Here is a 23,420-nt window from a genome sequence, read left to right as displayed (position 1 = left end):
AAACAAAACTGAAAGTATATGCAAACTACCGATCTGGACGCAAAAGCATACCTACGCAGAGCGAAACAGTTCCGGGACGAAGGTTAGGTCCACAGCGTGGAAAAGCTTGTGAATGTGCCTGCTGAAATGAACACAGAGATAAAGCCCCTGGACAAGATCTTCGACACCGGCTCCCTGGATGATTATTACCATGGAGAGCCCGAACCACATGATATGGAGAGGGTCATTGCGATGTGCGATGCTGTGGAAGGGGTGTTTGGTAAGGAGAAGATGGAGGCGGTTAATGAGGGATGGGAAGAGAAAGTAAGAAGAGAATAGGAGCGAGGGTAAAATCTTAGCTATGGACGTCATGTATGCAGAAAGATCACGATGTCAGCGAATATTCGATTATGAAGCTGAATAGTCATAGACTAAAATTCATATTTTGGATAAATGAGAAGTGATACGAATAATTTTCTATCTAAGGTTTCTAACATTAGTGTATTTTCATTTGCTGGACTAGAAAAGTCATACATTCAATTTTGAAGGAGAAACATAGGAATATTTATTGCGAATAGCTTGCCATATATTGATATTCATTAACAATTAAATGATCCTTCTGAGGGATTTTTATAGTCGATTATAAAAAGCTACTTGGCAAGAAAGAACTGACGCTTGAAACAGATCCAATTAAAATATTTGAAAATCTCGATAAAGAAAGTAGTATTGGAGGCCTTAGACCCTCACAAGAACATGTATTAAAGAGATGGTATGAAGACTATAAAAACAAAAGAGACGTGATTGTAAAGTTACCTACTGGACAAGGTAAAACTTTAATAGGACTACTCATGCTCCAATCAGTATTAAATGAAACTAAAGAGCCAGTAGTGTATCTTTGTCCAAATACATATTTGGTGGCTCAAACGGTAGCACACGCTAAAATATTTGGAATAAAGACGGTGGAATTTGAAGAGAATAGTCCGTTCCCAATTGATTTCTTGAACGCTGAAGCGATATTAGTAACTACATGCAAAAAGGTTTTTAATGGGAAGTCCGTCTTTGGATTAAGAGATTCACTTCATGAAGAAATAATACCCGGGGCAATTCTAATGGATGATGCCCACAAGTGTTTAGACATAATACGTGAATCTTTTTCATTTATTATTGATAAGTACCAAAAAGATAAGTCTATAAATCCAATTTACAAACAACTTTGGGATATTTTTAAATCAACACTCAATTACCAAGGACATGGTACTTGTATTGATATAGAAAACGAAGAAAATTGTTTCTTAGCAGTTCCATTTTGGAAGTGGCAAGATAATATTAGTGATATAATTAACATTTTTGCAAATAATAAAGACAATGAGAACATTAAGTTTTCATGGAATTTATTAAAAAATGAGCTGAAAAATTGTAATTGTGTGATTTCTGGGAAAAAAATTGAAATCGCCCCCCGCTTGATTTCAATCTCACAAATTCCTTCTTTTGATAAAGCACCTAAAAGATTTTTTATGTCTGCAACTTTGACTGAAGATTCATTTTTGGTAAGGGATTTGGGAATTAATCCTGAAAGCGTTCGTCAGCCTTTAAGGTATGATATATTAAAATATAGTGGTGAGCGGCTAATTTTGTTCCCTACAAATGTAAATACTGGGCTTACTAGATTAAATTTAATAAAGTGGATTACATCTATATCCAATCGAAACAAAAATTTTGGTGTTGTAAGTATTGTACCTTCCTATTATAAAACCAATGAATGGAAATCATTAGGAGCCAATATAGCAACATCTACTGATGTAATTCAAAATATTAACTTTTTAAATGGGAAAATAAAAATAAAAAGTGCAGATAATGTATTGGTTTTAGTAAATGCTTATGATGGAATCGATTTGCCAGATGATATATGTAGAATTTTAGTTCTAGATTCATTTCCTGATTATACCTCATTAATGGCTAAATACATTCAAAAAGTAAGAGGAGATTCCAAAATAGTAAATCGGCAGATTGCACAAAGAATTGAACAAGGTATGGGAAGAGCTATTAGAGGTATTAGTGATTGGTGTATTGTAATTGTAATCGGAAATGATTTAACAAATTTCTTTTCAGAAACAAAAAAGAAACAGTATCTTTCTGAGGAAGCACAAAAACAAATTGAGATTGGAGATACTTTAACTTCGGCAATGATAGAAGAAGGAGCTACACTCTCAAAAATAGAAGAAACTATTCAGCAATCTATTGACAGAGATGCAGGATGGAAAGAATATTACAAGCTAGAAATGAGCAAGTTAAAAGGATTCACATTGGATGAGGACTATCTTAATAATTCCATTTTAGAAAGAGAAGCAGAAGTAAACTACATGAATGGTCAACTTATTAAGACAATTTCTACTATTGATGATTTAATATCCAAATCAGAGTCCCATGATGACCGTGGGTGGTACTTGCAATTAAAATCAACTTATTTATATGCTACTGATCCCACAAATTCTATGGACGTTCAAATCAAAGCATATGAAGTTAATTCTCGACTATCTAAACCTGAAGCAGGGCTACGCTATTCTAAACATGATGCAAAAGGAAAAAACCGGGCAGAAGTTATATCAGAATATATTAGGAGCAAAGAATCGCGAAGTTCATTAATATTGGCCGTTGAGCAGATTCTAGATAAAGTTAATTTTGGTGTAGATAGTGATAGATTTGAAGAAGGCATAAAAGAAACTGGGGAATTGTTGGGTTTGATTTCAGAAAGGCCTGAAAAAGTAAGTGATGATGGTCCTGACAATTTATGGTTTATAGGCAATAAGTCTTATTGGGTAATTGAATGTAAAAACCAAGTAAAATTAAGTCGCGATGACATTTCAAAAGATGAATCGGGACAAATGCAAAATAGCATATCTTGGTTTAAAAACACTTATGAAAATTCTATGGTAAAACCTGTTTTTATCCATCCATCAAATATGTTATCCTCAGTTGCACATTTAAGTGATGCTGCATGGGTAATTAAAGAAGAACAATTAAATTTGTTGAAAAATAGCATTTCTTCTTTTTATAAATCATTGCCAGATAAAAGAAGTTTGTCCGAAAAAATAATCCTTGATAAATTAATAGAGTTTAATCTAGACACTTCACATTTAGAGAAATATTTAGTTCGTGTTCAAGAGCACAGCAAAGGATAATTTGATTTTTAGGAGGGCATTTCACACATATCCTTTCATTTTTTAGTTAAAGTATTAATTTGGATAAATTAAAAATGAAATAATGTTATATAGTCTCACTCCCCCAGCACGCTCTCAGCCAGCAGCACCGAAATGTCCTTCATGTTCAGTTCTGCGTTGCGTTCCTTGCAGACGCCTTCGGTGTGGTGCATGCAGAACGGGCAATATGAGACCAGGGTGTCTGAGACCTCTTTGTACCTGTTGACAGCCATCATGGCGATATCCCCGGAGATCTGGGGGAAGTTGGGCTTGAGGCCGCCCGGACCACCGCAACACCGTGTCTTGCCATCGAATAGCTCGATGACCTCTACACCGATGGTCCTGAGGATGTACCTGGGAACGCCTGCAAGATGACGTATGGGACAGGCATCCCTGATAGCCACGATCCGGTTTAGTTCTTTTGGCTTCAGTTTGCCTTCGTCCAGCAGTTCCTTGAACACATTTATAGTAAGCTCCACTTCGAACTTGGGAGCTCTGCACAGCTCAGCATACGAATCCCTGATGCTGTGATAGCATCCCGGACAGGAGACCAGCAGCTTTTTCACACCCAGGGACTCGATGTATTCCATATATCTCTCGCCATGTGCTGCTATCTCATCCAGATGGCCGCTGTCGATAAGGAAAATGCCGCAGCATTTCTCCTCTTTCAGTATCATGGGCTTGATGCCAGCCTTATTGAGCAACCTGATAGTGGACTGGGCGATCTCCGGATGGCTGTAGGCTACCCAGCACCCGGCCATGTAAGCCACATCCGAACTTTCAGCGATCTCAAGGTCAGGCGTCACCCATGAGAACCTCAGAGCCGGGTCCTTGCCTCCCGGACTGTTCTTCTCCAGGATGTTCTTTGAGATAAGGGTGGTCTTTGCAGGCTCCCTGCCCTGCTCTGCCAGCAGCTTGCGCTCGTACTGGATGATCTGCGTAATGGGAATATCCACAGGACATACATCATCACAGGCACCGCATCTCGTGGAAAGGTAGATATTATTGAACTCGTTCTCTGTCAGCTCCTCCCCTGCAAGTATCTTTGACAATGACCCGATCTTGCCCTGAGGAGTATAGATGTCGCCTGCTGTAACCATATTCACAGGGCATACATCCCAGCACTTCTTACAATCGATACACTGATCAGCCAGTCCCTGCAATTCATCCATGAGATCAGCTCTGCTTCCAGAAGTCCTTGTCCCTGTCCTCATCCACTTCCATTATAAGCTCTTCGGGATATGGCAATATAAACGAATGATATGCAGGGTCCTTGCCAGACATAAGCAACTGCAGTTTCAGCAATTCCAGAACCGTGCTGAAACATATTTTGTTCTGTTCATAACGGCCAAGCACAGCCTCAAAGAACTGCTTTTCCTTTTCAGAGACATCAGTAGCCACCGACTGGAACATTGCCCTTGCAGCCTCAATGTTCGCCTCATGGTCCGGTGCACTCACCATCAATTGTTTAAGTAGAGACTCAAGTTCTCCCAGTATATTGCCGATGGGTTTCGAGCCATCCTGCACCAGTGCGAACATCTTTTTCTGTATATCCCTGTTATAGGCCAGGAAAAGGAATTCGTTCCTTTTCAGGAAATCCTGCACATCCTTAAGGCTTGCAGACTTCCTGAGCTTTCGCAGATCTGCAAATGTATACAGGTGAGTGAGATAATGCTGCCTTATCCTGGTATTGCGCAGCCTGTCATCTTCTTCCAGCGGATAGCCCGGATAATTTTCCAGCAGTTTACCTGCAAAGAAACCAGTGCCCCTTTCCACCACAGGTGCGTTCTCTGCACCTGCATATATTTTGATGTTGCGAAGACCTATGGTCGGGGATTTGGACTTGAATATAAAACCATCCACTTCCTGCAAATCCTTTATGAAACCCTCGGTAAAAGAGTTCATCCTATCCGTGAGATCTTCACCGGTGGCTGGCTGAACAAGCCTGTAAGAGCCGTCCTTGCGCACTATCCGGATGGTCTCCCGCGGCACACCGAGCCCGATCTCCACTTCCGGGCACACTTTAACGAAATCCACAAAAGGCTCCAGATCCCTGACAATGCGAGAATGTATCACCTGGCCATCATACCGTACCTTATCGAATTCCAGACATCTGCTGACTACCACTATAGGTTTTGGAAATTGTTTCATAGACTCCCCTCTTTAATCTTTAATCATATTTGTTATGAGCAAGTATAAAATATCACCTGAAAGAAGCAAGCAGTGCTACAAGGAACTCCCATGTCCGTGAGACTGAAGGGATATAAAGCCGCTCATCGGGTGAATGGGGGTTCTTTATGGTAGGTCCGAACGAGACCATATCCAGATCCATGAACTTAGACCCGATGACTGCACATTCAAGACCGGCATGAATGACCTCTACTTCCGGCTTTTCTCCAAAGGTAGACTCATAGACATCTTCACATTTTCGCAGCAAAGGCGAAGCCATATCCGGCTTCCATGCAGGATAGCCTTCGCTGTTATGTACCGCTCCCCCCACTGATCCACCCATTGAGCCTATTCGGCCGGTAAGCTCCCCAAGCCTGACCATATCGGAACTCCTCTGGCTTGTGATAATGGTGATCTTATCCTGTGCAGTTTTGATCACTGCAAGGTTGCAGGATGTTTCCACACAGTCCGGCATGGCAGATGAGATGGAAACGATGCCACAAGGCAGATCCAGCAAAAGGCCCAAGAGCTTCATTGTAATTTCGGGGGCAATTGCCTTATATGTATCATCCTTGTGTACCTTTTCAAGCCGCAGGGTTAATCCCGGCTCTCTTTCAGCATACTCTGGGCGCAATTCACTTTCCAGTTGTGCAATGGTCGATTCCATCTGCGGCAGACTATCGACAGGATAAGCCAGGATAGCCTGCGAGTATCTGGGAATGGCATTGTGTGCCTTACCCCCATCTGCAGATATCAGAAGTATACCAGGGTCCTTAAAATGCGTGTCCTTGAGATGTGCATCCTTGAAACGCATCAGCCTGTCAATGGCAGCTGCAAGCACTTTATTGGAATTGGCCCTTTTTTCATGGATATCCACACCGGAATGACCGCCAGCCATGCCTTCGGCAACTAGCTTACATATGCCATACGAATCAGGAACAGGCACACACTCCAGTTCCATTTCAATGTTGGTGGTAACACCACCTGCACAACCTGCAATGAATACTCCTTCTTCTTCGGAATCGAGATTGAGGAAGACCTGTCCGGAAATTAAGTCTGGAGCAAGGGCACTGGCACCCTGCATGGATGTCTCCTCGTCCACAGTAAAAAGCAATTCCAGAGGAGGATGCTTAATGCCAGGATCCTGTGCAAGTTCAAGTGCCATAGCCAGAGCAATGCCATTGTCCGCCCCCAGGGTAGTGCCATCTGCCCGCAGCCAATCCCCATCATAGATAAGCTTAATGGGATCGCAGCTGAAATCGTGAGGAGAGGACTCTGCTTTCTCACATACCATATCCATATGGCCCTGGATGACCACCGTGGGGGAGCTCTCATACCCCACAGAAGGAGGGACAGTTATCATTACATTATTCACACTGTCGGACTTGAAGCTAAGTCGGTGGGATAAAGCCCATTCCTTAAGCCAGCTGGCTATGCGCTCCTCATGTTTGGAACTCCGTGGAATGCTACTTATCACTTCGAATAACGAGAGTATACTTTGTGTACGCTGGTCCATGCAGTGATAATTGTCTTTATTAGTATTTTATTGTACATATCCATCATCCGGATGGCTCAGGATTTATATCCACAGAGATCTAAAACGTATTCAAAGTACAAGGAGCATCAAAGTGACGGAAGTAGCTGAAAGGATATCTGTCATAATGGATGACATCGTGACACAGCATGTCGATGCCATCGTTAATGCAGCTAACAATTCTTTGCTTGGCGGAGAAGGAGTGGACGGAGCGATCCACCGGGCAGCAGGTCCCAAACTGCTTGAGGAATGCCGTAAGCTTGGAGGATGTCCCACAGGAGAGGCGAGGATCACCAAAGGGTACAGCCTGCCTGCAAAATGGGTGATACACACTGTAGGACCCGTATGGAAAGGAGGCATGCACGGAGAGGAAAAAATGCTTTACCGTGCATATCAGAGCTCTCTGGAACTTGCACACCAATATGACATAGGATCGATCGCATTTCCGGGAATAAGCATAGGTGCTTATGGTTTTCCTGTAGAGAGGGCTGCGGGCATCGCTGTTCGGTCCGTGTGGGATTTCCTCACTGAAGTGAAAACTATTGATGAAGTAATCCTGGTGTGTTACAACCAGATAGCTTTTAAAATGTACTCAGGTGCTTTGCACAATACTGCAAATAATGTGAAATAAAAGTAAAAGTGGTTTAATAGCTCGTCTAAAAAAGATCCGGAAAGACAAGCACCTCATTATAATTAGAATTAGTAGATAGTAGAGTCCTCTTATATCTAATGAGCTTTGCATATTTCTGGCAAGGCCAACGAGTACCTCGACTAACTGCGCAGTGTAGCTGAATACTGTAAAATATAATTTGAAGATCAAAAAGATGCAGATGTACAGAGAATTATGCGTAACAATTTGTCATGATAATTGGTTGTTATTAAAATAACAACAAAATTGTAATTTTTAAAAAACTATAAATATCAGTCACATATATACGCCCATATTCGGACAGAAAGCTGCAACAGTTTAGAGGTGTCATTATAAAAGACATATTTGAAAAACTTGGGATTATTATTGAGGACAACTCTGTGGCTATTTTACTTATTGCACTGCTTTTAGTTGTTCTCTCCCTGCAGGGTGCCCAGCTCATTGAAATGAGTTCAGGAACCGATACTTTCGTGGAAAAGACCTCAAAGCTATATCAGGACTTCGACCATTTGTACCTGAAGCTCTTCAGTACCCAGTCCATAGTTGTAATGGTCGAGGGTAAAGACATCACAAATCCGGATCTACTGAAAGCCCTTGACAGATCCCACATGTCAGCTCAGGGCATACCGGGTGTTATTGAAGTAATTTCTCCTTCCACAGTAATAAAAGAAGCCAACTCTAAAATGACCGGAAATTCCGAAATACCGGATGATGAAACGATAATAAAGGACATCGTAGCTTCATATATGCCGTCAGCCCTCATGCCGGATAATACTCATGCATTCATGTCAGTGGTAATAGAAGGTAGTGCAACAGACCAGACGCAGCAAGAAATTTTAAAGGAAACTGAAGCATCTGTTGCATTTGCTGAGTTTCCCCCGGATTATAGTATAATAATCACCGGGGATCCTGCTTTCAACATTGCGCTCAACGATGAGATGAATTCAAGTATGGGTCCTCTGCTTGGCATATCAGCCATACTGATGATGGTAGTGCTGTACATGGTATTTGGACATGTCAGATGGCGATTACTTCCGTTACCTATTGTGCTGCTAGGCATTATATTCACCTTTGGTGCAATGGGATTTTTAGAGATTCCCATGACGATGGTGTCCATGGCAGCTTTCCCTGTGCTAATCGGCCTTGGGATAGATTATGCCATCCAGTTCCATAACCGCATAGAGGAAGAACTTGGTAAAGGTGAAGATGCTGCAGAGGCCGTGGTGGAAACCATCAAACATATTGGTCCTGCAGTGCTGATAGCTTTGATAATAACAGCACTGGGATTCGTGTCCCTTTTTACATCTCCGGTGCCAATGATACAGGATTTTGGAAAACTTTTGCTCATCGGTATAGTGATGTGTTTTATGTCATCTCTTTTTGTGGGAGTGACAGTGATCTATTACCTGCACCGTGCAGACACCAAGAAAAAATTGAAGAATGCTAATAACTCCAGAAAGAACTATCATAGTGTCAGCACCACACAGCCTGATATGCTTGATCGTATACTTGGAAGGATCACCGCTTTCACATTGAAGTATCCCTGGCTCATTCTGATAGTTGCAAGTTTGACCTGCCTGGGAGGCATGTATGTAGATACCATGGTGCCCCTGCAAACAGATGTGCAGACATTCGTTCCTCAGGATATGCCAGCTTTACTGGATCTGAAACTTTTGGGTAGTATCCTGGGTGGCAGTGAAGAACTCAATCTGATAATCAAAACTGACAACAATGCAGATCCGGCTCTTCTGCAATGGGTGGACGATTTTTCAAAGCATGAAGTTGAAGGCAGATCCCACATCTATGGATCCAGCAGTATAGTGTCCATCGTAAAGGAAATGAACGGAGGCGAGATCCCGGGCACTGCCGAAGAAGTGAAACATATCTATGCACAGATGCCAGATATCCAGAAACAACAGTACATCCATGATGGAAATATAATGGTGCTCAATCTGAACATTGGCAATGCCATGAATGATTTGGGACTTGAAGGCATAGCAGATCTTTCAAATACCGTCAAAGAGGACCTTAAATGGTTAGCACCACCTCCGGGGGACACTGTTACTATCACCGGAGGCTCTGTGGTATTCTTTGAGGTGATAGGTGCACTCACCTCAGGACGCATGCTGATGACAATGCTGGGAATAGTTTTTGTATTCATAGGACTGCTGGCCATCTACAGAGATTATCTGAAAGCTTTCACTCCGGTCATTACGATGTTAATAGTTGTAGGTTGGTCCGGTGGCATCATGTACTACACTGGTCTTGAGTACACTCCCATGACAGCAACCCTTGGTGCACTTATCCTTGGAGTAGGTTCGGAATATGCTATCCTTATGATGGAGAGATATTTTGAAGAGAAGGACAAAGGTGCCTCTCCCGAAGAAGCAATGCACGAAGCAAGTGTAAAGATGGGCAAAGCCATCGTAAGTTCAGGGCTTACCACAGTCTTTGGTTTTGCAGCATTGATAGCTTCCCCTTTTAGTATGACCAGCAATTTTGGTTACATTACTGTCATCGATGTAACGTTAGCGCTGTTCGCTACATTCGTTGTGTTCCCGCCTGTTCTGGTCCTGCTGGACAAGCACAGAGAAGAGAGGATATTGAAGAAAAAAATGAAAAGCATGAATGATAACCATTCCAGGGTAATGGAGGTTAGCTCCACATGAAAAGCACATTAAGAATAAAGATTTTCACACATTTGACTCTCATTCTGGCAGTTATGTTTGTGCTTGGAATGTTCCCAATCATAGATATGCACCCCGCTTCTGCAAAGGAATTCCTGCCGGCTGCATCCGAGCACACGATCAATTTTTACACCGGATACGGAGAACCGGATCTTTATGCTTCGGTGCTTGGGGATACGGAACTGGAAAGAGGGGAAACAAGAGATATAAGGATTGTAATTTCCAACAGAGGAGTACTATACGGTGCAAAGAGTGCACAGGGTGTAGGTACTTCTGAGACTAAACAGGCTCTTGCTATCAAGGAACTCGAATATGAATCTCTTCGCACTGTTGCCTATGGGGTGAAAGCTACACTGGTGAGCAATTCCGAATATATAGACGTTGACCCGACTACGAGCAGTCAGACCCTTGAAGAGGTATTTCCGGGACAATTGCCCGATGACCCCCTCGTATTTACGCTGAAAGTTTCAAAAAACGCACCTGCTGGTGTGTATATGCTGGATCTACCTCTAATATATGAGTACAAAAAAGACATACGAATGACTGCGGGCATTACAACTGCCGTGGGTCTACCTGACAAGGATCATGCAGCCTTTTATCAGACTGCCAACAAGACCCTTACGATCCCTATTGTCATAGGACCACAACCCATGTTAGCTGTCACTGAGGTTTCCGGGCAGATCATAGCAGGTGGTACCAGTGCTATTAATGTCACCTACACGAATACCGGGGAGCTTCCCGCTACAGATGCTGTTGCCAGGATAGTTGCCATAAAACCTTTCTCTTGTGACAGATCCATGCAACCCCTTGGCACCATTGCCCCGGGTCTCAGTAAAACAGCATCTTTTGATATCTCTGCGCAGCGTGCAGCCGTGATAAAAACATATGGATTGGACAGTGAGGTCAAATATATCGATACAGATGATGAGATCGCATATTCGAGCAATATGAAAGTAAATGTAACAGTAGCACCTGCTGAAGACAAATTGAACATAACCGGCATTGCAATTGCCGGGATAGCCATTACATTGATAGTGCTGATATTTAAGAATGTATTAAGGAGCATGAACCAAAAGAACAGAGGGATAGAATGAACAGCCTGAAAAATGTGATCAATGCCATAGCATTTCTATTTCTGGTAGTTTGTATTACAACACCTGCATATGCACAATTACCGGAATTCTTCAACTTCGACGATAATTACTATGTAGTCTACGGAGGACCAAACGTAACTGCTACCCTGGTAGGTGACAATGAGTATTACCGGGGGGACACAGTGACAATAGATCTCAATCTTATGAACAAAGGTGTGATCACAGGGTTTGAGGATGGAGTTCGCAGGAAGAGCCTTGACGATCTGGAACATAAGATACAGATGACAGAGATGAACTATGAAGCTCAGCGGACAACTGCTATCGGAATAGTATCTGTCCTTACCTCCGATAATCCCTACATAAAGGTGAAATCCGGACCCCAGGAAGCAGGTTCTCTTCCCTCGGGAGAACAAACCGAAAATCCTGTCGAGTTCAACATTGAGATCTCCAAGAATGCTCCAGCTGGTGTTTATCCCTTGGAACTGCAGCTGTACTATGGGTATCAGCAGGACGTGCAGATCAGCGGTGATGATGAAACAGATCTGGGTATCACCAATATGGAAGTAGGACTCTGGTATTCGGTGGGTCAGCAGAACCAGACGATAGACATAAAGGTGGGTAATGAGGCTTATTTCGAAGTGGTCAACGTCACAGGTACACTATATGCAGATGCCGATGGCATGCTGCGTGTTACTTACAAGAACACAGGCGAGATGACAGCAAAAGATGCCACGGTCAGGATCAGTGTGGACGATCCGTTCAGTACCACAGATGACCAGGCCTTCCTGGGTACACTGGCACCCGGAGAGACTGCAGAAGCGTTATTTAAGCTGAAGGTTGATGAAATGGCAGTTGCCAAAGCTTATTCCATCAACAGTGAGATAAAATATGAAGATGAGGATGGGCACAGCCATATATCGGATACCATAAAGATAAAAACTGAAGCACAGCCTGCGAGATCTTTTGGTGAATCGCTGTCAAATTACACGGGACTTTTCGTGGTAATTGCTATAGTGATCATTGCAGTAGGCGTTTTCTTCATCTACAGAAAACAGAAAGAAGTAAAGACGGATAAAAAATGAGATCCCTCTTTCCGGCTATTCATATACGGATACAGGTTCATGCGTTCACTTATAGACTCACTTAGGAACTTAGGGCTCACTGAATACGAAGCAAAGGTATTCATAGCTCTTGCCAGACATGGCAGTGGCACAGCCACCGATATTCATCTGTTCTCAGGTATACCAAGATCTGCTGTATATGGAGTATTAAAAAAGCTTGCTCAACGTGGGATCATTGAAGTGCAGCATACAAAACCCATGCGCTACAAATGTATTTCCCCTGAAGAAGCCATTGAGAGAATTAAAAAGGATTTCGAGCAGGAAACAGAGTTAGCTCTCGAAAAACTCAATAATATATACTCAAGTGAAGAAAATATCCATCAGAAAGAGATCGTCTGGACCATAAATGGCCTTAAGAACATTAGCTATAGAATGATTCAGGTTGTTTGCAGTGCAGGATCAGAGATCATAATAGAAGCACCTCATCCTACTTTCAGGAATCTTGAGCGCGTGTATCCTGTGGTAGAAAAACATTATGATCAACTTGTTAAGGAATTGAATCGCAAAATTGGTGAAGGTGTACAAGTACGCATGATCATTTATTCAATGAAGGAATTGAACAATATAGCAGAACTCATCCCCGGTGCAGAACTCAGGCTGCATTCCGTGAAAAATGATCAATTAAGGAAAGGTGGAGCTATTTTGATAGATGGTTCAGAGGTACTGATAGATCTTCGAAAATACTCGGGTCAAAGAGAAGAGCTCACAGCTATCTGGTCAAGTGGAAAGGAGTTCGTGTCCTTTGTGAAACATTTGCTTGAAGCAGAATGGGAAGTCTCGGATGTTCCAGAATTTGAACCAAAAAAGGAATAAAATTGTCAGAGCAGTTTTTTACCTGCATCTGGTCCGGATACGCACTCATAAACTTCAGTGATCTTCATGATCACAAGGCTTCTGGCGGGGAACCTGTCACCCATGGACTTGACCATCTTGTACATTTTTTCGTAATCCTCGCCACTTGTTTTTATCTCTATGGGTCCTTTGATCTGGAAACAGCCCTGGGTCTCAGGTCCCCATACATACAGGGCCACCCTGGGGTTTTCCTTAAGGTTTTCAAGGGTTTTCAGGAAAAAGTTGTCTGCTATCCAGACAGTTTCATCGTCTTCCTGCAATTTACAGAAGCCGATGGGTATGACGTTCGGAACGCCGTCCTTTGAAGCCGTTGCCAGCGGGAATATCCTCATTTTGGAAAATGCATTTTTCATCTCTGAATTGAGTTTTACCATAGTATCACCTGATTGGTATCAAGGTTATCAGATAACATAGTATAAAAGATGACCCTTCTGCTTATTACATGCGACTGGTAAATACCTTATCAAGGAAATACTGATGTACCCGGCTATCCGAGGTAAGCTCCGGGTGGAATGCCAGAGCGAACAGGTTTCCCTGTTCTGCAGCCACTATCATGTTATCAACGGTTGCGAGCACCTTTACATCCTTTCCGACATGTGTGATAGCAGGGGCTCTTATAAAAACAGCATTAAAGGGAGATTCAAGGAAAGCCAGGTCAAGATGTGTCTCAAAGGATTCACGCTGTCTTCCGAATGCATTCCTGTTGACCTGTGTGTCCATCAGTCCAAGCAGATGCTGATGAGTCTTTCTCACTTGCTCATCGCCTTTCTTTGCAAGCAAAATGAGACCTGCACATGTACCCAGAATAGGCATACCGGCTGCATGCATTGCCTTTATTTCATCGGCAATACCCTCTCTTAGCAATAGCCTGCCAAGCGTGGTACTCTCTCCGCCGGGCAGTACGAGAGCATCACATGTGGGTACCAGACCTTTATGCTTTATAGTGATGATCTCCGCCTCTTCCCCTCTTTCGGAGATGGCACGCTCAAGAGCCTCAACATGCTCAGCAACGTTACCTTGTATCGCTATAACACCTATACGCAATGCCTACACCCTGAAAAAGAAGAGGATTTACCATCCTCTGGTCTGTAAAGCCTGCTCAGGAGGGATTGTATCCGTGCTTATGCCTTTCATGCCAGCACCAATGCCTTTTGATATCTCTGCAAGCACCTGAGGCTTATCATAGTTATTGACGGCTTCCACTATGGCCGATGCCATAAGCTCAGGTTTCTCTGCCTTGAAGATTCCAGAACCTACGAACACACCGTCAGCACCTAATCTCATCATAAGGGCTGCATCTGCCGGTGTTGCCACGCCGCCTGCTGCAAAGTTCACCACAGGTAACCTCTGCAGCTGTGCAGTTTCAATAACAAGCTCAATAGGAGCCTCGATATCGCGGGCTGTGGACATCAATTCTTCCTTATTCCTGCCTGCAAGGGCTCTGACCTCTCCTGTGATCTGTTTCATGTGACGCACAGCTTCCCTTACATCTCCCGTGCCGGCTTCGCCTTTGGTGCGTATCATTGCAGCACCTTCATTGATCCTGCGCAATGCTTCTCCAAGGTTACGGGCTCCGCACACGAAAGGAACGGTGAACTGGGTCTTATCTATATGGAATTTTTCATCTGCTGGTGTAAGCACCTCAGACTCGTCCACCATATCAACTCCCAGAGCCTGCAGAATCTCAGCTTCTACAAAGTGTCCGATACGTGCTTTTGCCATGACAGGGATGGTTACACATTCGATGATCTCCGTTATTATCTGAGGATCTGCCATCCTTGCAACACCCCCGGCTTTCCTGATGTCGGCCGGCACGGCCTGCAGAGCCATCACCGCAACTGCTCCGGCATCCTCTGCTATCTTTGCCTGTTCGGGATTTGTCACATCCATAATGACACCTCCTTTCTGCATGCTGGCAAAACCACGCTTGATCAGTTCAGTACCATGTCTCAGTTTCTCAAGTTCCATAATTCTCATCCTATAATTCTATCTTGGACATCCTACGCGCTCACGTATAAATAAATGTTCCTAATTGGAAGTAATGCTTATAAGCATTACTTCTCTTCTCCGTTCTCAGGCTCTATGCGGGCCACACCTACCACCTTATCTCCCTGGCGTACATCCATTATCTTAACACCCTGGGTGTTCCTGCCCTGTATTCTGATATCTGTGACAGGTATACGGATAACTATGCCTTCGGAACTGGTGATCATCACCTCATCTTCCTCACGTACAGCTTTAACATTGACCACAGGCCCGTTACGCAGACTTGTCACTATGGTAATGACACCCATGCCTCCACGGCGCATTGTGCGGTATTCTCCAAACTCGGTACGTTTACCGAACCCATTTTCAGTAATACTTAATAAGGTAGAGTGTTCATCCACCACATCCAGGCTTACTACTTTGTCGCTCTGCTCGAGTTTGATGCCACGCACACCCTGTGCACTCCTGCCCATGGATCGGACATCGTTCTCTGAGAATCGGATGGCTTTGCCGTGTCTTGATACCAATACCACATCTTTTGATCCGTCGGTCAGGGCCACGTTCACAAGCTCATCATCTTCCAGCAGAGTGACCGCTATGATGCCGCCTTTGCGTGGATTGCTGAAATCCGAAAGAGATGTCTTTTTAACAGTTCCTGAGCGTGTAGCCATAAAGAGGTACTGATCATCTGTGAATTCCTTTACGGGTATCATAGCAGTAACATATTCTCCTTCTCCCAGCTCCAGCAGATTGACTATGGCTTTACCTTTGGACTGCCTGCTTCCCTCAGGGATCTCATAGACCTTTTTCCAGTATAGTCTTCCCTTATTGGTAAAGAACATGATATAGTCATGACTGGAAGCAACGAAGATGTTCTCCACGAAATCCTCTTCCTTGGTTTCCATACCAATAACGCCTTTACCTCCCCTGTGCTGTTGGGAATATGTGCTTACAGGCAGTCTTTTAACGTACCCGCTGTTAGTAATGGTGACTATCACATCTTCCTGCGGTATGAGATCTTCAAGATCAAGCTCGACATGTGAAGCCTTGATCTGCGTTCTGCGCTCATTGTTATATTTTTGCTTAAGCTCAATAAGTTCTGCTTTGATCATCTCATATTTCTTCTCGTCGCTTCCAATGATGGACAGGTATTCTGCAATGAGCCTCATGAGCTCTTCGTACTCATCTTCCACTTTCTGCCTTTCAAGGCCAGTGAGTTTCTGCAGGCGCATGTCGAGGATAGACTTTGCCTGGATCTCATCCAGCCCGAAGTTAGCTACCAGTCCAGATCGTGCTTCCTCCACCGTAGCCGAAGCACGTATGAGAGATATCACAGCATCCAGTTGGTCAAGGGCTATCTTCAGGCCCCGGAGTATATGGGCACGTTCCTCAGTTTTTCTTAACTGGAACTGGGTACGTTTCTGGATGATATCTATCCTGTGTTCCAAGTAGATCTGTAAGATACGTTTCAGGTTAAGTTCCAGTGGCACATTGTCCACCAATGCCAGGTTGATGATGCCAAAGGTCGTCTGCATCTGGGTATGTTTATACAACTGGTTGAGTACCACGTTCGGATCAGCGTTTCTGCTAATCTCTATAACTACCCGGATACCGTCACGGTCTGACTCATCTCTCAGATCAGAGATACCTACGATCTTCTTCTCCCTGACAAGTAACGCAATATCCTCGATGAGCTTAGATTTGTTTACCTGATAAGGTATCTCGGTTACAATAATAGCGTTCTTGTCCTTTCTTATCTCTTCTATGGCAGCCACAGCCCGCAGCTGTATCCTACCTCTGCCAGTCTCATAGGCTTCCCGTATGCCATGCATGCCCAGAATAGTTCCACCTGTAGGAAAATCCGGCCCCCTGACAACAGTCATAAGGTCATGTATGGTGGAAGAAGGATTTTCTATAAGCATAAGGGTTGCATCCACAACCTCTCCTAAATTATGAGGCGCCATGTTGGTGGCCATGCCTACTGCAATACCTGTGGATCCATTGATCAGCAGGTTCGGAAGCTTTGCCGGCAGCACGGAAGGTTCTTCCATAGAACCATCATAGTTAGGGTTCATCAGGACCGTTCCTTTATCCAGGTCCTGGAGCATTTCATCAGAAATCTTGCTCATGCGTGCTTCGGTGTAACGCATGGCAGCTGCAGAATCGCCATCAATAGAACCAAAGTTACCCTGGCCATCTATCAAAGGATAACGCAGGGAGAACTCCTGCACCATCCTTACAATACTTTCATACACCGCAGAATCACCATGTGGGTGATATTTACCCAGCACGTCTCCCACTACACGGGCAGACTTCTTATAGGGCTTGTCGTGGGTGATGCCGGCTTCGTACATGGCATACAGTATCCTTCTGTGGACAGGTTTCAAACCATCCCTTGCATCAGGCAGGGCACGCCCCACGATCACGCTCATGGCATAATCGATGTAGGAGTTCTTCATTTCTTCCTCTATGAGGACAGGAACTATCTTCTCACCTGTGTCTGTAGGCTGGATACCCAGAGGATTCTCATCCATTCCATTATTTTCTTTATTATCATCTGCCATGTGCTACACCTCAAATATCCAGATTAGTGACCAGTTTGGCATTCTTCATTATGAAGTTCTTGCGGGGTTCTACTTCATCACCCATCAGTATGGAGAACATTTCATCTGCAACCACTGCATCCTCCAGAGTGACCTGCAATATGGTCCTGGTCTCAGGATTCATAGTGGTTTCCCACAGCTGTCCGGGATTCATTTCTCCCAGACCCTTGTAACGCTGGATGTTAATACCTTTATCTCCAAGTTCCTTCAGTTTGGCATTGAGCTCCCTGTCAGAGTACACATAATGCTCTGCCTGACCTTTTTTGATACGATAGAGAGGAGGTTGTGCAATGTATACATACCCTTCATCTATCAGAGGGCGCATGTATCTGAAGAATAAAGTAAGTATAAGAGTCCTTATATGGGCACCGTCTACATCAGCATCCGTCATAATAATGACCCTGTGATACCGGGCTCTGCTGATATCATAATCATCCCCTATGCCCGTACCCATGGCAGTGATAAGAGACAGCACCTCAGTGTTTTTTAGTATGCGGGAGAGCCGGGCTTTCTCTACGTTAAGGATCTTACCACGGAAAGGCAGAATGGCCTGAAAACGCCGGTCACGACCCTGTTTTGCTGAGCCGCCTGCAGAGTCACCCTCCACAAGGTATAATTCGCATTGTGAAGGATCTTTTTCAGAACAGTCTGCAAGTTTGCCAGGCAGAGTGCTTATATCAAGGGCATTTTTACGGCGGGTAAGTTCTCTTGCCTTTTTGGCTGCTTCCCTTGCACGCTGGGCATCCAGTGCTTTCTGCAGGATCGCATTTGCGACCTTTGGATTCTCTTCCATGAACTCGGCAAGACCTTCAGAGACCATGGACTCAACAATACCTTTAACATCACTATTCCCAAGCTTGGTCTTTGTCTGTCCTTCAAACTGAGGTTCTGTAAGTTTCACATTGATGATAGCGGTCAAACCTTCTCTTATGTCCTCACCTGAAAGCTTATCATCGCCTTTGGCAAGGTTGTTCTTCTTGATGTAATCATTGGCAACACGTGTAAGAGCTGCCTTGAATCCCACAAGATGCGTACCACCTTCATGTGTGTTTATATTATTAGCAAATGAATACACTGACTCATTATAGCTGTCAGTGTACTGCATGGCTATCTCTACTATAGTACCTTCTTTTTCCCTTTCGAAGTATATAACGTCCTTGTGGAGCACATTGCGTTTCTGGTTCAGGTGCTCAACAAAGGATATAATACCGCCTTCGTACTGGAAAACCTCTTTTTCCTCTTCAGATGTACGCCTGTCAGAAATAGTGATCTTCAGGCCTTTATTAAGGAAAGAAAGTTCTCTCAGACGGGTAACAAGCGTGTCAAAGATAAAAACAGTGGTCTCAAGTATGGATTTATCTGGTTTGAAAGTGACCGTTGTGCCAGTGCCTTCACTTTTCCCAAATACCTGTACATCGGCAATAGGCACCCCCTTCTCATAGCGCTGGTAATACAGATTTCCATCACGTTTTACATAAACCTCTGTCCATTCTGATAGGGCGTTCACCACCGAAACACCTACACCGTGCAACCCGCCGGAAACCTTGTATGAGCTTTTATCGAACTTACCGCCGGCATGCAGTATGGTCATTACCACTTCAAGTGCAGACTTGTTATATTTAGGATAGGTGTCCACAGGAATTCCCCTGCCGTTGTCCTGCACGGTCAAGGAACCATCCGAGTTTATTATAACATCTATCTGATTACAGAAACCTGCCAGCGCCTCATCAATGCTGTTGTCCACCACTTCATAGACAAGGTGATGGAGGCCCCTGTTATCAGTGCTCCCTATATACATGCTGGGACGTTTGCGCACGGCCTCCAGACCCTCAAGCACCTGAATATGCGTGGCATCGTAAACATCTTTATCGCCCATATATTGATCTCCGTGAATTTAATGAATTAATAACTGAATTGTGTTTAAAACCCATGGTCTAAGACCGCCCAGAAATGAAGTTAGAATTGCTGTTTTTTTATCTACTGATGCATTTTTCTTAAATTAATGCTTTGCTGAATATAGCATTCATTATTCATAAAGGTTTATATACTTAGATAGATGGAGTGATCTGATTATTGCCAGTATATCAAAATATTTCAGCATACTCAAATAATTAAGTACTATTTATAACAGTAAAAAAGGTTTGCTGTAAAGAAATCCCTCTTTATCGAACTCAGTACATTTAATCCCTTTTCACTCTTTCAGCGTTTTCCCTATACTGCAGGAACAGTTCCTGGCTCCATTGCAGGGCCTTCGGATCGAAGCTCATAATGATACGGTGGTCATAGTGGCCACTTTTATTGAAGAAACACAAAAATAGGAACCTGTCAGTAGTTACAATGGTAGCCAGCCCACATATGTCATTGGTGATCAGAATCTCTGTGTTATCTGCAATCTCCAGTTTTTCCATCTGTTCAGCATAATCCTTCTGGAATCTTGCCAGAACAGAAGGTGTAAGCACAAGGGAAACATTTACATCCTGCTCGGCAAGTTTTGAGTAAATCGCAGGATATTCCGGATGAAAGTAAGCAGTAAAAACCTTTACATAATTCGACTTTAAAATGTTTTCCTTGAATTCCCTGGGGAACTCAAAAAGATAATTAAGATCAGGTTCAATGATAAGATAATTTCCAAGTTCGCCTAGTCTTTTTAATAACGGCCATGGTATACCTGTAAGGTCATGGGTCAGCCAGTATTCCGTGTTCTCCTCGAACACCTCCACAATATTGAGGTAAGGTAGCATGTTCTCGACCAGTACTTCACCCATGTTTGAAAGACGATACCGGTCTTCCTCCTGAATAACAAGACCGCATTCTTTTAGTTTCTTTATCTGTGGGATGATAGCCGTAGAAGTCACATTAAGAGATGTTTTGATCTCGTCCCGACCTTTCTCTCCTTCCATAAGCAGAAGCAGCAAATTCTTTCTCTTTTCTGAGTTGAGCATGGTGTCTATCAGGGAAGTTTTCATTTATCCCTCACTATTTCTATTAGAATACTTATGTACTATTCTCAGTATAAATGTTGGATGGAACAAAAGGAAACATTTGTCTATATCCTTCCTTCTAAAGAAGCTTTTTTCCTTTTGTCCTCCTTCTCTACACTATGCCTATAAAGAGTCATCTCGATGTTGGAACGCAGGTCATTAGCCTTGAAGGGTTTCACAATGTAAGCATAGGGTTCAGTTATCTTTGCTCTTTCCAATACCTTATCATCTGAGTAAGCTGTCAGATAGATGATAGGGATGTCAAAATGTTTCCTTATTTCTTTTGCAGCTTCCACTCCATCCATATCCCCTTTCAGCATTATATCCATGAGGATTAGGTCCGGTAAAATGATCTCAGCCATTTTGACAGCTTCTTCTCCTGTAGAGGCAATGGCAGGAATTTCATAACCAAAACTTTTAAGTTTTTTCTTTATATTCAGAGCGATTATATTCTCGTCCTCTACTACCAGTATCTTTATTTCGTCCACTGAATTCACCTATTTCATTCATTTGAAATTTATTGTAAACCTCGTACCATCATTCCTTTCAAGTTCAATGGTTCCGTCTATCTGATCCACTAGTGTGGTCACAAGCTGTAATCCCAATGATTCGGTCTCTCTGAAATTAACATCTTCGGGGAAACCCTTACCGTTGTCACATATCACCAATGTGAACTTTTTCCTGTCACAGCTCAGATCAATGAGAATATCTCCTGTATCCTCTGGTCCGAAAGCATGTTTGAAAGAATTGGATACCAACTCGTTCACTATCATACCCAGAGGTATGGCTACATCCATATCCAGAAAAACATTCTCTATGCGCGTTCTGATATTGACCTTCCGATTATCCGTTCTGTAGGAGCGTGAAAGGTCATTTACAAGCTTGAGGATATAATCAGAAAAATCAATGCTCTCCATGTCTTCAGACCTGTATAGTTCTTCGTGTACCAAAGCCATTGATATTACCCGGCTTTGGCTGTTCCTGAAAGCTTCTATAACCAAAGGGTCCTGAAATTTATCGGATTCCAGATCAAGCAGGCTTGAGATGACTTGCAGGTTGTTCTTTATACGGTGGTGTATCTCTTTTTTACGGATCTGCTCTATCTGCTTACGTTCAGCCATCATATGGTCCAGGGTTTCACGTGTCCTGTCAATGCCTTCCGTTAGGATCCTGAAATCTCCTTCTCCGTGTACCTGTACCTCATGTGAGAAATCATTATTCTGCACTGCAGTGAGTACGGCATTTGAATCTTTGATCATTGTATCCAGGGATTCGGCAAAATCATCCAGCGTATCCGCAAGCTGTTTGAATTCTCCCTGGACATCCAGTTTAGACCTCGTTTCAAGCTCTCCCTTAGCAAGGGCATTTGTCACTCTTATAGTATCTCTTACAGGCGTTATGACAGCATCCAGGATCTCGTTGAGACCACGTGGTATTTCCCTGAAATCTATTTCCACATCACTGCTTGCCCTTGTGTCAAGCTTGCCTTTAACGGCATCTTTAGAGATCATTTTGAAGCCTGCCACTATCTGTTTGATGGGCCTTGTCACTGAAAGGGCTATAAGATATGCTATTGCAGCCATGAAAATGACAGCAGCCATGGAAATGAACAACAGTTTTGTTCTCAGGGCCATTACTCCAGCGAAGATCTCGTCCTTTGGGACCACCAGTACAAAAGAGAAATTACCTGTCCTTATGGGCTCATAGAACATTACCACTCTTTTGCCTGTGTTCGGGTCTATGGTTTCTACATGTCCGCTTTTACCCATTCTAATATCATCTGCAGCATGTGAGAAATTATCTATCTCAAAATCATACAATGTCTTATTGCCTATCCATTGCTTGTTATATGGGTAGGATAAAAGCATGCCTGAATTACTGGTCATGAAAGCATAGCCAGTATCAAAGGCTTTGACATTGCTCAGGATATCATCAAGATAGTATAATGAAACATCAACGCCACCAATACCTATGAAGGTGTCGTTTTTCATTATGGGAGAAGCATAGCTTACTATGAACGCGCCCTCATAGTAATAAGGCTCAGTAAGCACATCTGCCTGCAACTTCTTTGGCAACTGGTAATAATCAGAGGTATCGTAATATAGAAGTGGATCAATCTTAATTGTACCATTCATCTTGTTCCAGTACGGTATGAACCGACCGGTTGCATCATGTCCTGACACATTTACATACAGTTCATCGTTCCCATCAAAAGCATTGGGCTCATATGCCACATATGTGCCCATCAATGTGGGGTGAGCGACCAATATAGCATAAAGCATATTGTTCACTTCATCCCTATCGGAAGACTCATAATTACTCATGGAAGTAGCTATTGTTTTTCCAATAGCCTGGTTAGCTTCCATATCCCCGTTGAACTCGTTGGCATAACTTCTAGCCATTTCAATAGCCTGCTGATATGCAAGAGCCTTCTCCTGAGTGGTTACCGTGGAAATTATCATCGCAGTTGTGCTGGCAAGCACTAGCAGTACGCCCATAACCATATAAAAGATTAGTTTTACCGTTAGAGAAACATTTTTCCATCTCATGGAGTGTAACACCTTTTGC

At 43.4% G+C, this 23,420-nt stretch carries 18 protein-coding genes; 7 read left to right on the top strand and 11 right to left on the bottom strand.

Annotated features, from left to right (window positions below; translation table 11 throughout):
- Window positions 1-96 precede the first annotated feature (96 nt).
- Both METHO_RS05035 and METHO_RS05030 read left to right on the top strand, forming a co-directional pair.
- Window positions 97-318, top strand: coding sequence for a hypothetical protein (locus METHO_RS05035; RefSeq protein WP_048831054.1), 222 nt, complete (start codon window positions 97-99; stop codon window positions 316-318).
- Between the two features lie 287 nt (window positions 319-605).
- Entirely contained in the window at window positions 606-3,158 is a 2,553-nt protein-coding gene (locus METHO_RS05030; RefSeq protein WP_015324448.1) for a DEAD/DEAH box helicase family protein, read from the top strand.
- A 95-nt stretch (window positions 3,159-3,253) separates the two neighbouring features.
- Here METHO_RS05030 and METHO_RS05025 read toward each other — a convergent pair whose 3' ends face one another.
- The 3 genes from METHO_RS05025 to pepD are packed head-to-tail and all read right to left on the bottom strand — an operon-like array spanning window position 3,254 to window position 6,861.
- Window positions 3,254-4,390, bottom strand: coding sequence for a (Fe-S)-binding protein (locus METHO_RS05025; RefSeq protein ID WP_245546334.1), 1,137 nt, complete (start codon window positions 4,388-4,390; stop codon window positions 3,254-3,256).
- A complete protein-coding gene (locus METHO_RS05020) occupies window positions 4,353-5,327 on the bottom strand; it encodes a YbgA family protein (protein WP_015324446.1) in 975 nt (324 codons plus the stop codon). The genes METHO_RS05025 and METHO_RS05020 overlap by 38 nt, the downstream gene beginning before the upstream one ends.
- A gap of 52 nt (window positions 5,328-5,379) precedes the next feature.
- Window positions 5,380-6,861, bottom strand: a complete 1,482-nt coding sequence (pepD, locus tag METHO_RS05015) for a beta-Ala-His dipeptidase (RefSeq protein WP_015324445.1) — start codon at window positions 6,859-6,861, stop codon at window positions 5,380-5,382.
- Between the two features lie 112 nt (window positions 6,862-6,973).
- On the opposite strand from pepD, the gene METHO_RS05010 reads away from it, so the two are divergent.
- The 5 genes from METHO_RS05010 (at window position 6,974) to METHO_RS04990 (ending at window position 13,243) form a co-directional block, all read left to right on the top strand.
- Entirely contained in the window at window positions 6,974-7,510 is a 537-nt protein-coding gene (locus tag METHO_RS05010) for an O-acetyl-ADP-ribose deacetylase (protein ID WP_015324444.1), read from the top strand.
- Window positions 7,511-7,908: 398 nt separating this feature from the next.
- A complete protein-coding gene (locus tag METHO_RS05005; RefSeq protein WP_015324443.1) occupies window positions 7,909-10,197 on the top strand; it encodes an efflux RND transporter permease subunit in 2,289 nt (762 codons plus the stop codon).
- Window positions 10,194-11,309 carry a COG1361 S-layer family protein gene (locus METHO_RS05000; RefSeq protein WP_015324442.1) on the top strand — a complete coding sequence of 372 codons (1,116 nt, stop codon included), beginning with the start codon at window positions 10,194-10,196 and terminating at the stop codon, window positions 11,307-11,309. Before METHO_RS05005 ends, METHO_RS05000 begins: the two co-directional genes overlap by 4 nt.
- Complete coding sequence (locus METHO_RS04995) at window positions 11,306-12,391, top strand: COG1361 S-layer family protein (RefSeq protein WP_015324441.1); 1,086 nt, start codon at window positions 11,306-11,308, stop codon at window positions 12,389-12,391. The genes METHO_RS05000 and METHO_RS04995 overlap by 4 nt, the downstream gene beginning before the upstream one ends.
- 39 nt (window positions 12,392-12,430) lie before the next feature.
- Window positions 12,431-13,243 carry a TrmB family transcriptional regulator gene (locus METHO_RS04990; protein ID WP_015324440.1) on the top strand — a complete coding sequence of 271 codons (813 nt, stop codon included), beginning with the start codon at window positions 12,431-12,433 and terminating at the stop codon, window positions 13,241-13,243.
- 5 nt (window positions 13,244-13,248) lie between these two features.
- Here METHO_RS04990 and METHO_RS04985 read toward each other — a convergent pair whose 3' ends face one another.
- The 8 genes from METHO_RS04985 to METHO_RS04950 all read right to left on the bottom strand — a co-directional run bounded on the left by METHO_RS04985 (window position 13,249) and on the right by METHO_RS04950 (window position 23,401).
- A complete protein-coding gene (locus METHO_RS04985) occupies window positions 13,249-13,656 on the bottom strand; it encodes a pyridoxamine 5'-phosphate oxidase family protein (RefSeq protein WP_015324439.1) in 408 nt (135 codons plus the stop codon).
- 64 nt (window positions 13,657-13,720) lie between these two features.
- Window positions 13,721-14,326, bottom strand: coding sequence for a pyridoxal 5'-phosphate synthase glutaminase subunit PdxT (gene pdxT / locus METHO_RS04980; protein ID WP_015324438.1), 606 nt, complete (start codon window positions 14,324-14,326; stop codon window positions 13,721-13,723).
- 27 nt (window positions 14,327-14,353) lie between these two features.
- A complete protein-coding gene (pdxS, locus tag METHO_RS04975; protein ID WP_015324437.1) occupies window positions 14,354-15,250 on the bottom strand; it encodes a pyridoxal 5'-phosphate synthase lyase subunit PdxS in 897 nt (298 codons plus the stop codon).
- A gap of 86 nt (window positions 15,251-15,336) precedes the next feature.
- Window positions 15,337-17,832, bottom strand: coding sequence for a DNA gyrase subunit A (gene gyrA / locus METHO_RS04970; protein ID WP_015324436.1), 2,496 nt, complete (start codon window positions 17,830-17,832; stop codon window positions 15,337-15,339).
- A 10-nt stretch (window positions 17,833-17,842) separates the two neighbouring features.
- Entirely contained in the window at window positions 17,843-19,747 is a 1,905-nt protein-coding gene (gene gyrB / locus METHO_RS04965; protein WP_015324435.1) for a DNA topoisomerase (ATP-hydrolyzing) subunit B, read from the bottom strand.
- 304 nt (window positions 19,748-20,051) lie between these two features.
- A complete protein-coding gene (locus tag METHO_RS04960; protein ID WP_015324434.1) occupies window positions 20,052-20,837 on the bottom strand; it encodes a helix-turn-helix transcriptional regulator in 786 nt (261 codons plus the stop codon).
- 80 nt (window positions 20,838-20,917) lie between these two features.
- Window positions 20,918-21,340, bottom strand: coding sequence for a response regulator (locus tag METHO_RS04955; protein ID WP_015324433.1), 423 nt, complete (start codon window positions 21,338-21,340; stop codon window positions 20,918-20,920).
- Between the two features lie 18 nt (window positions 21,341-21,358).
- A complete protein-coding gene (locus tag METHO_RS04950) occupies window positions 21,359-23,401 on the bottom strand; it encodes a histidine kinase dimerization/phosphoacceptor domain -containing protein (RefSeq protein WP_015324432.1) in 2,043 nt (680 codons plus the stop codon).
- Window positions 23,402-23,420: the final 19 nt, after the last annotated feature.

Source organism: Methanomethylovorans hollandica DSM 15978 (assembly GCF_000328665.1).
GTDB classification, from domain to species: Archaea; Halobacteriota; Methanosarcinia; order Methanosarcinales; family Methanosarcinaceae; genus Methanomethylovorans; species Methanomethylovorans hollandica.
The sequence above is the reverse complement of the archived record's forward strand: the minus strand, read 5'-3'. Positions and strand labels throughout refer to the sequence as shown.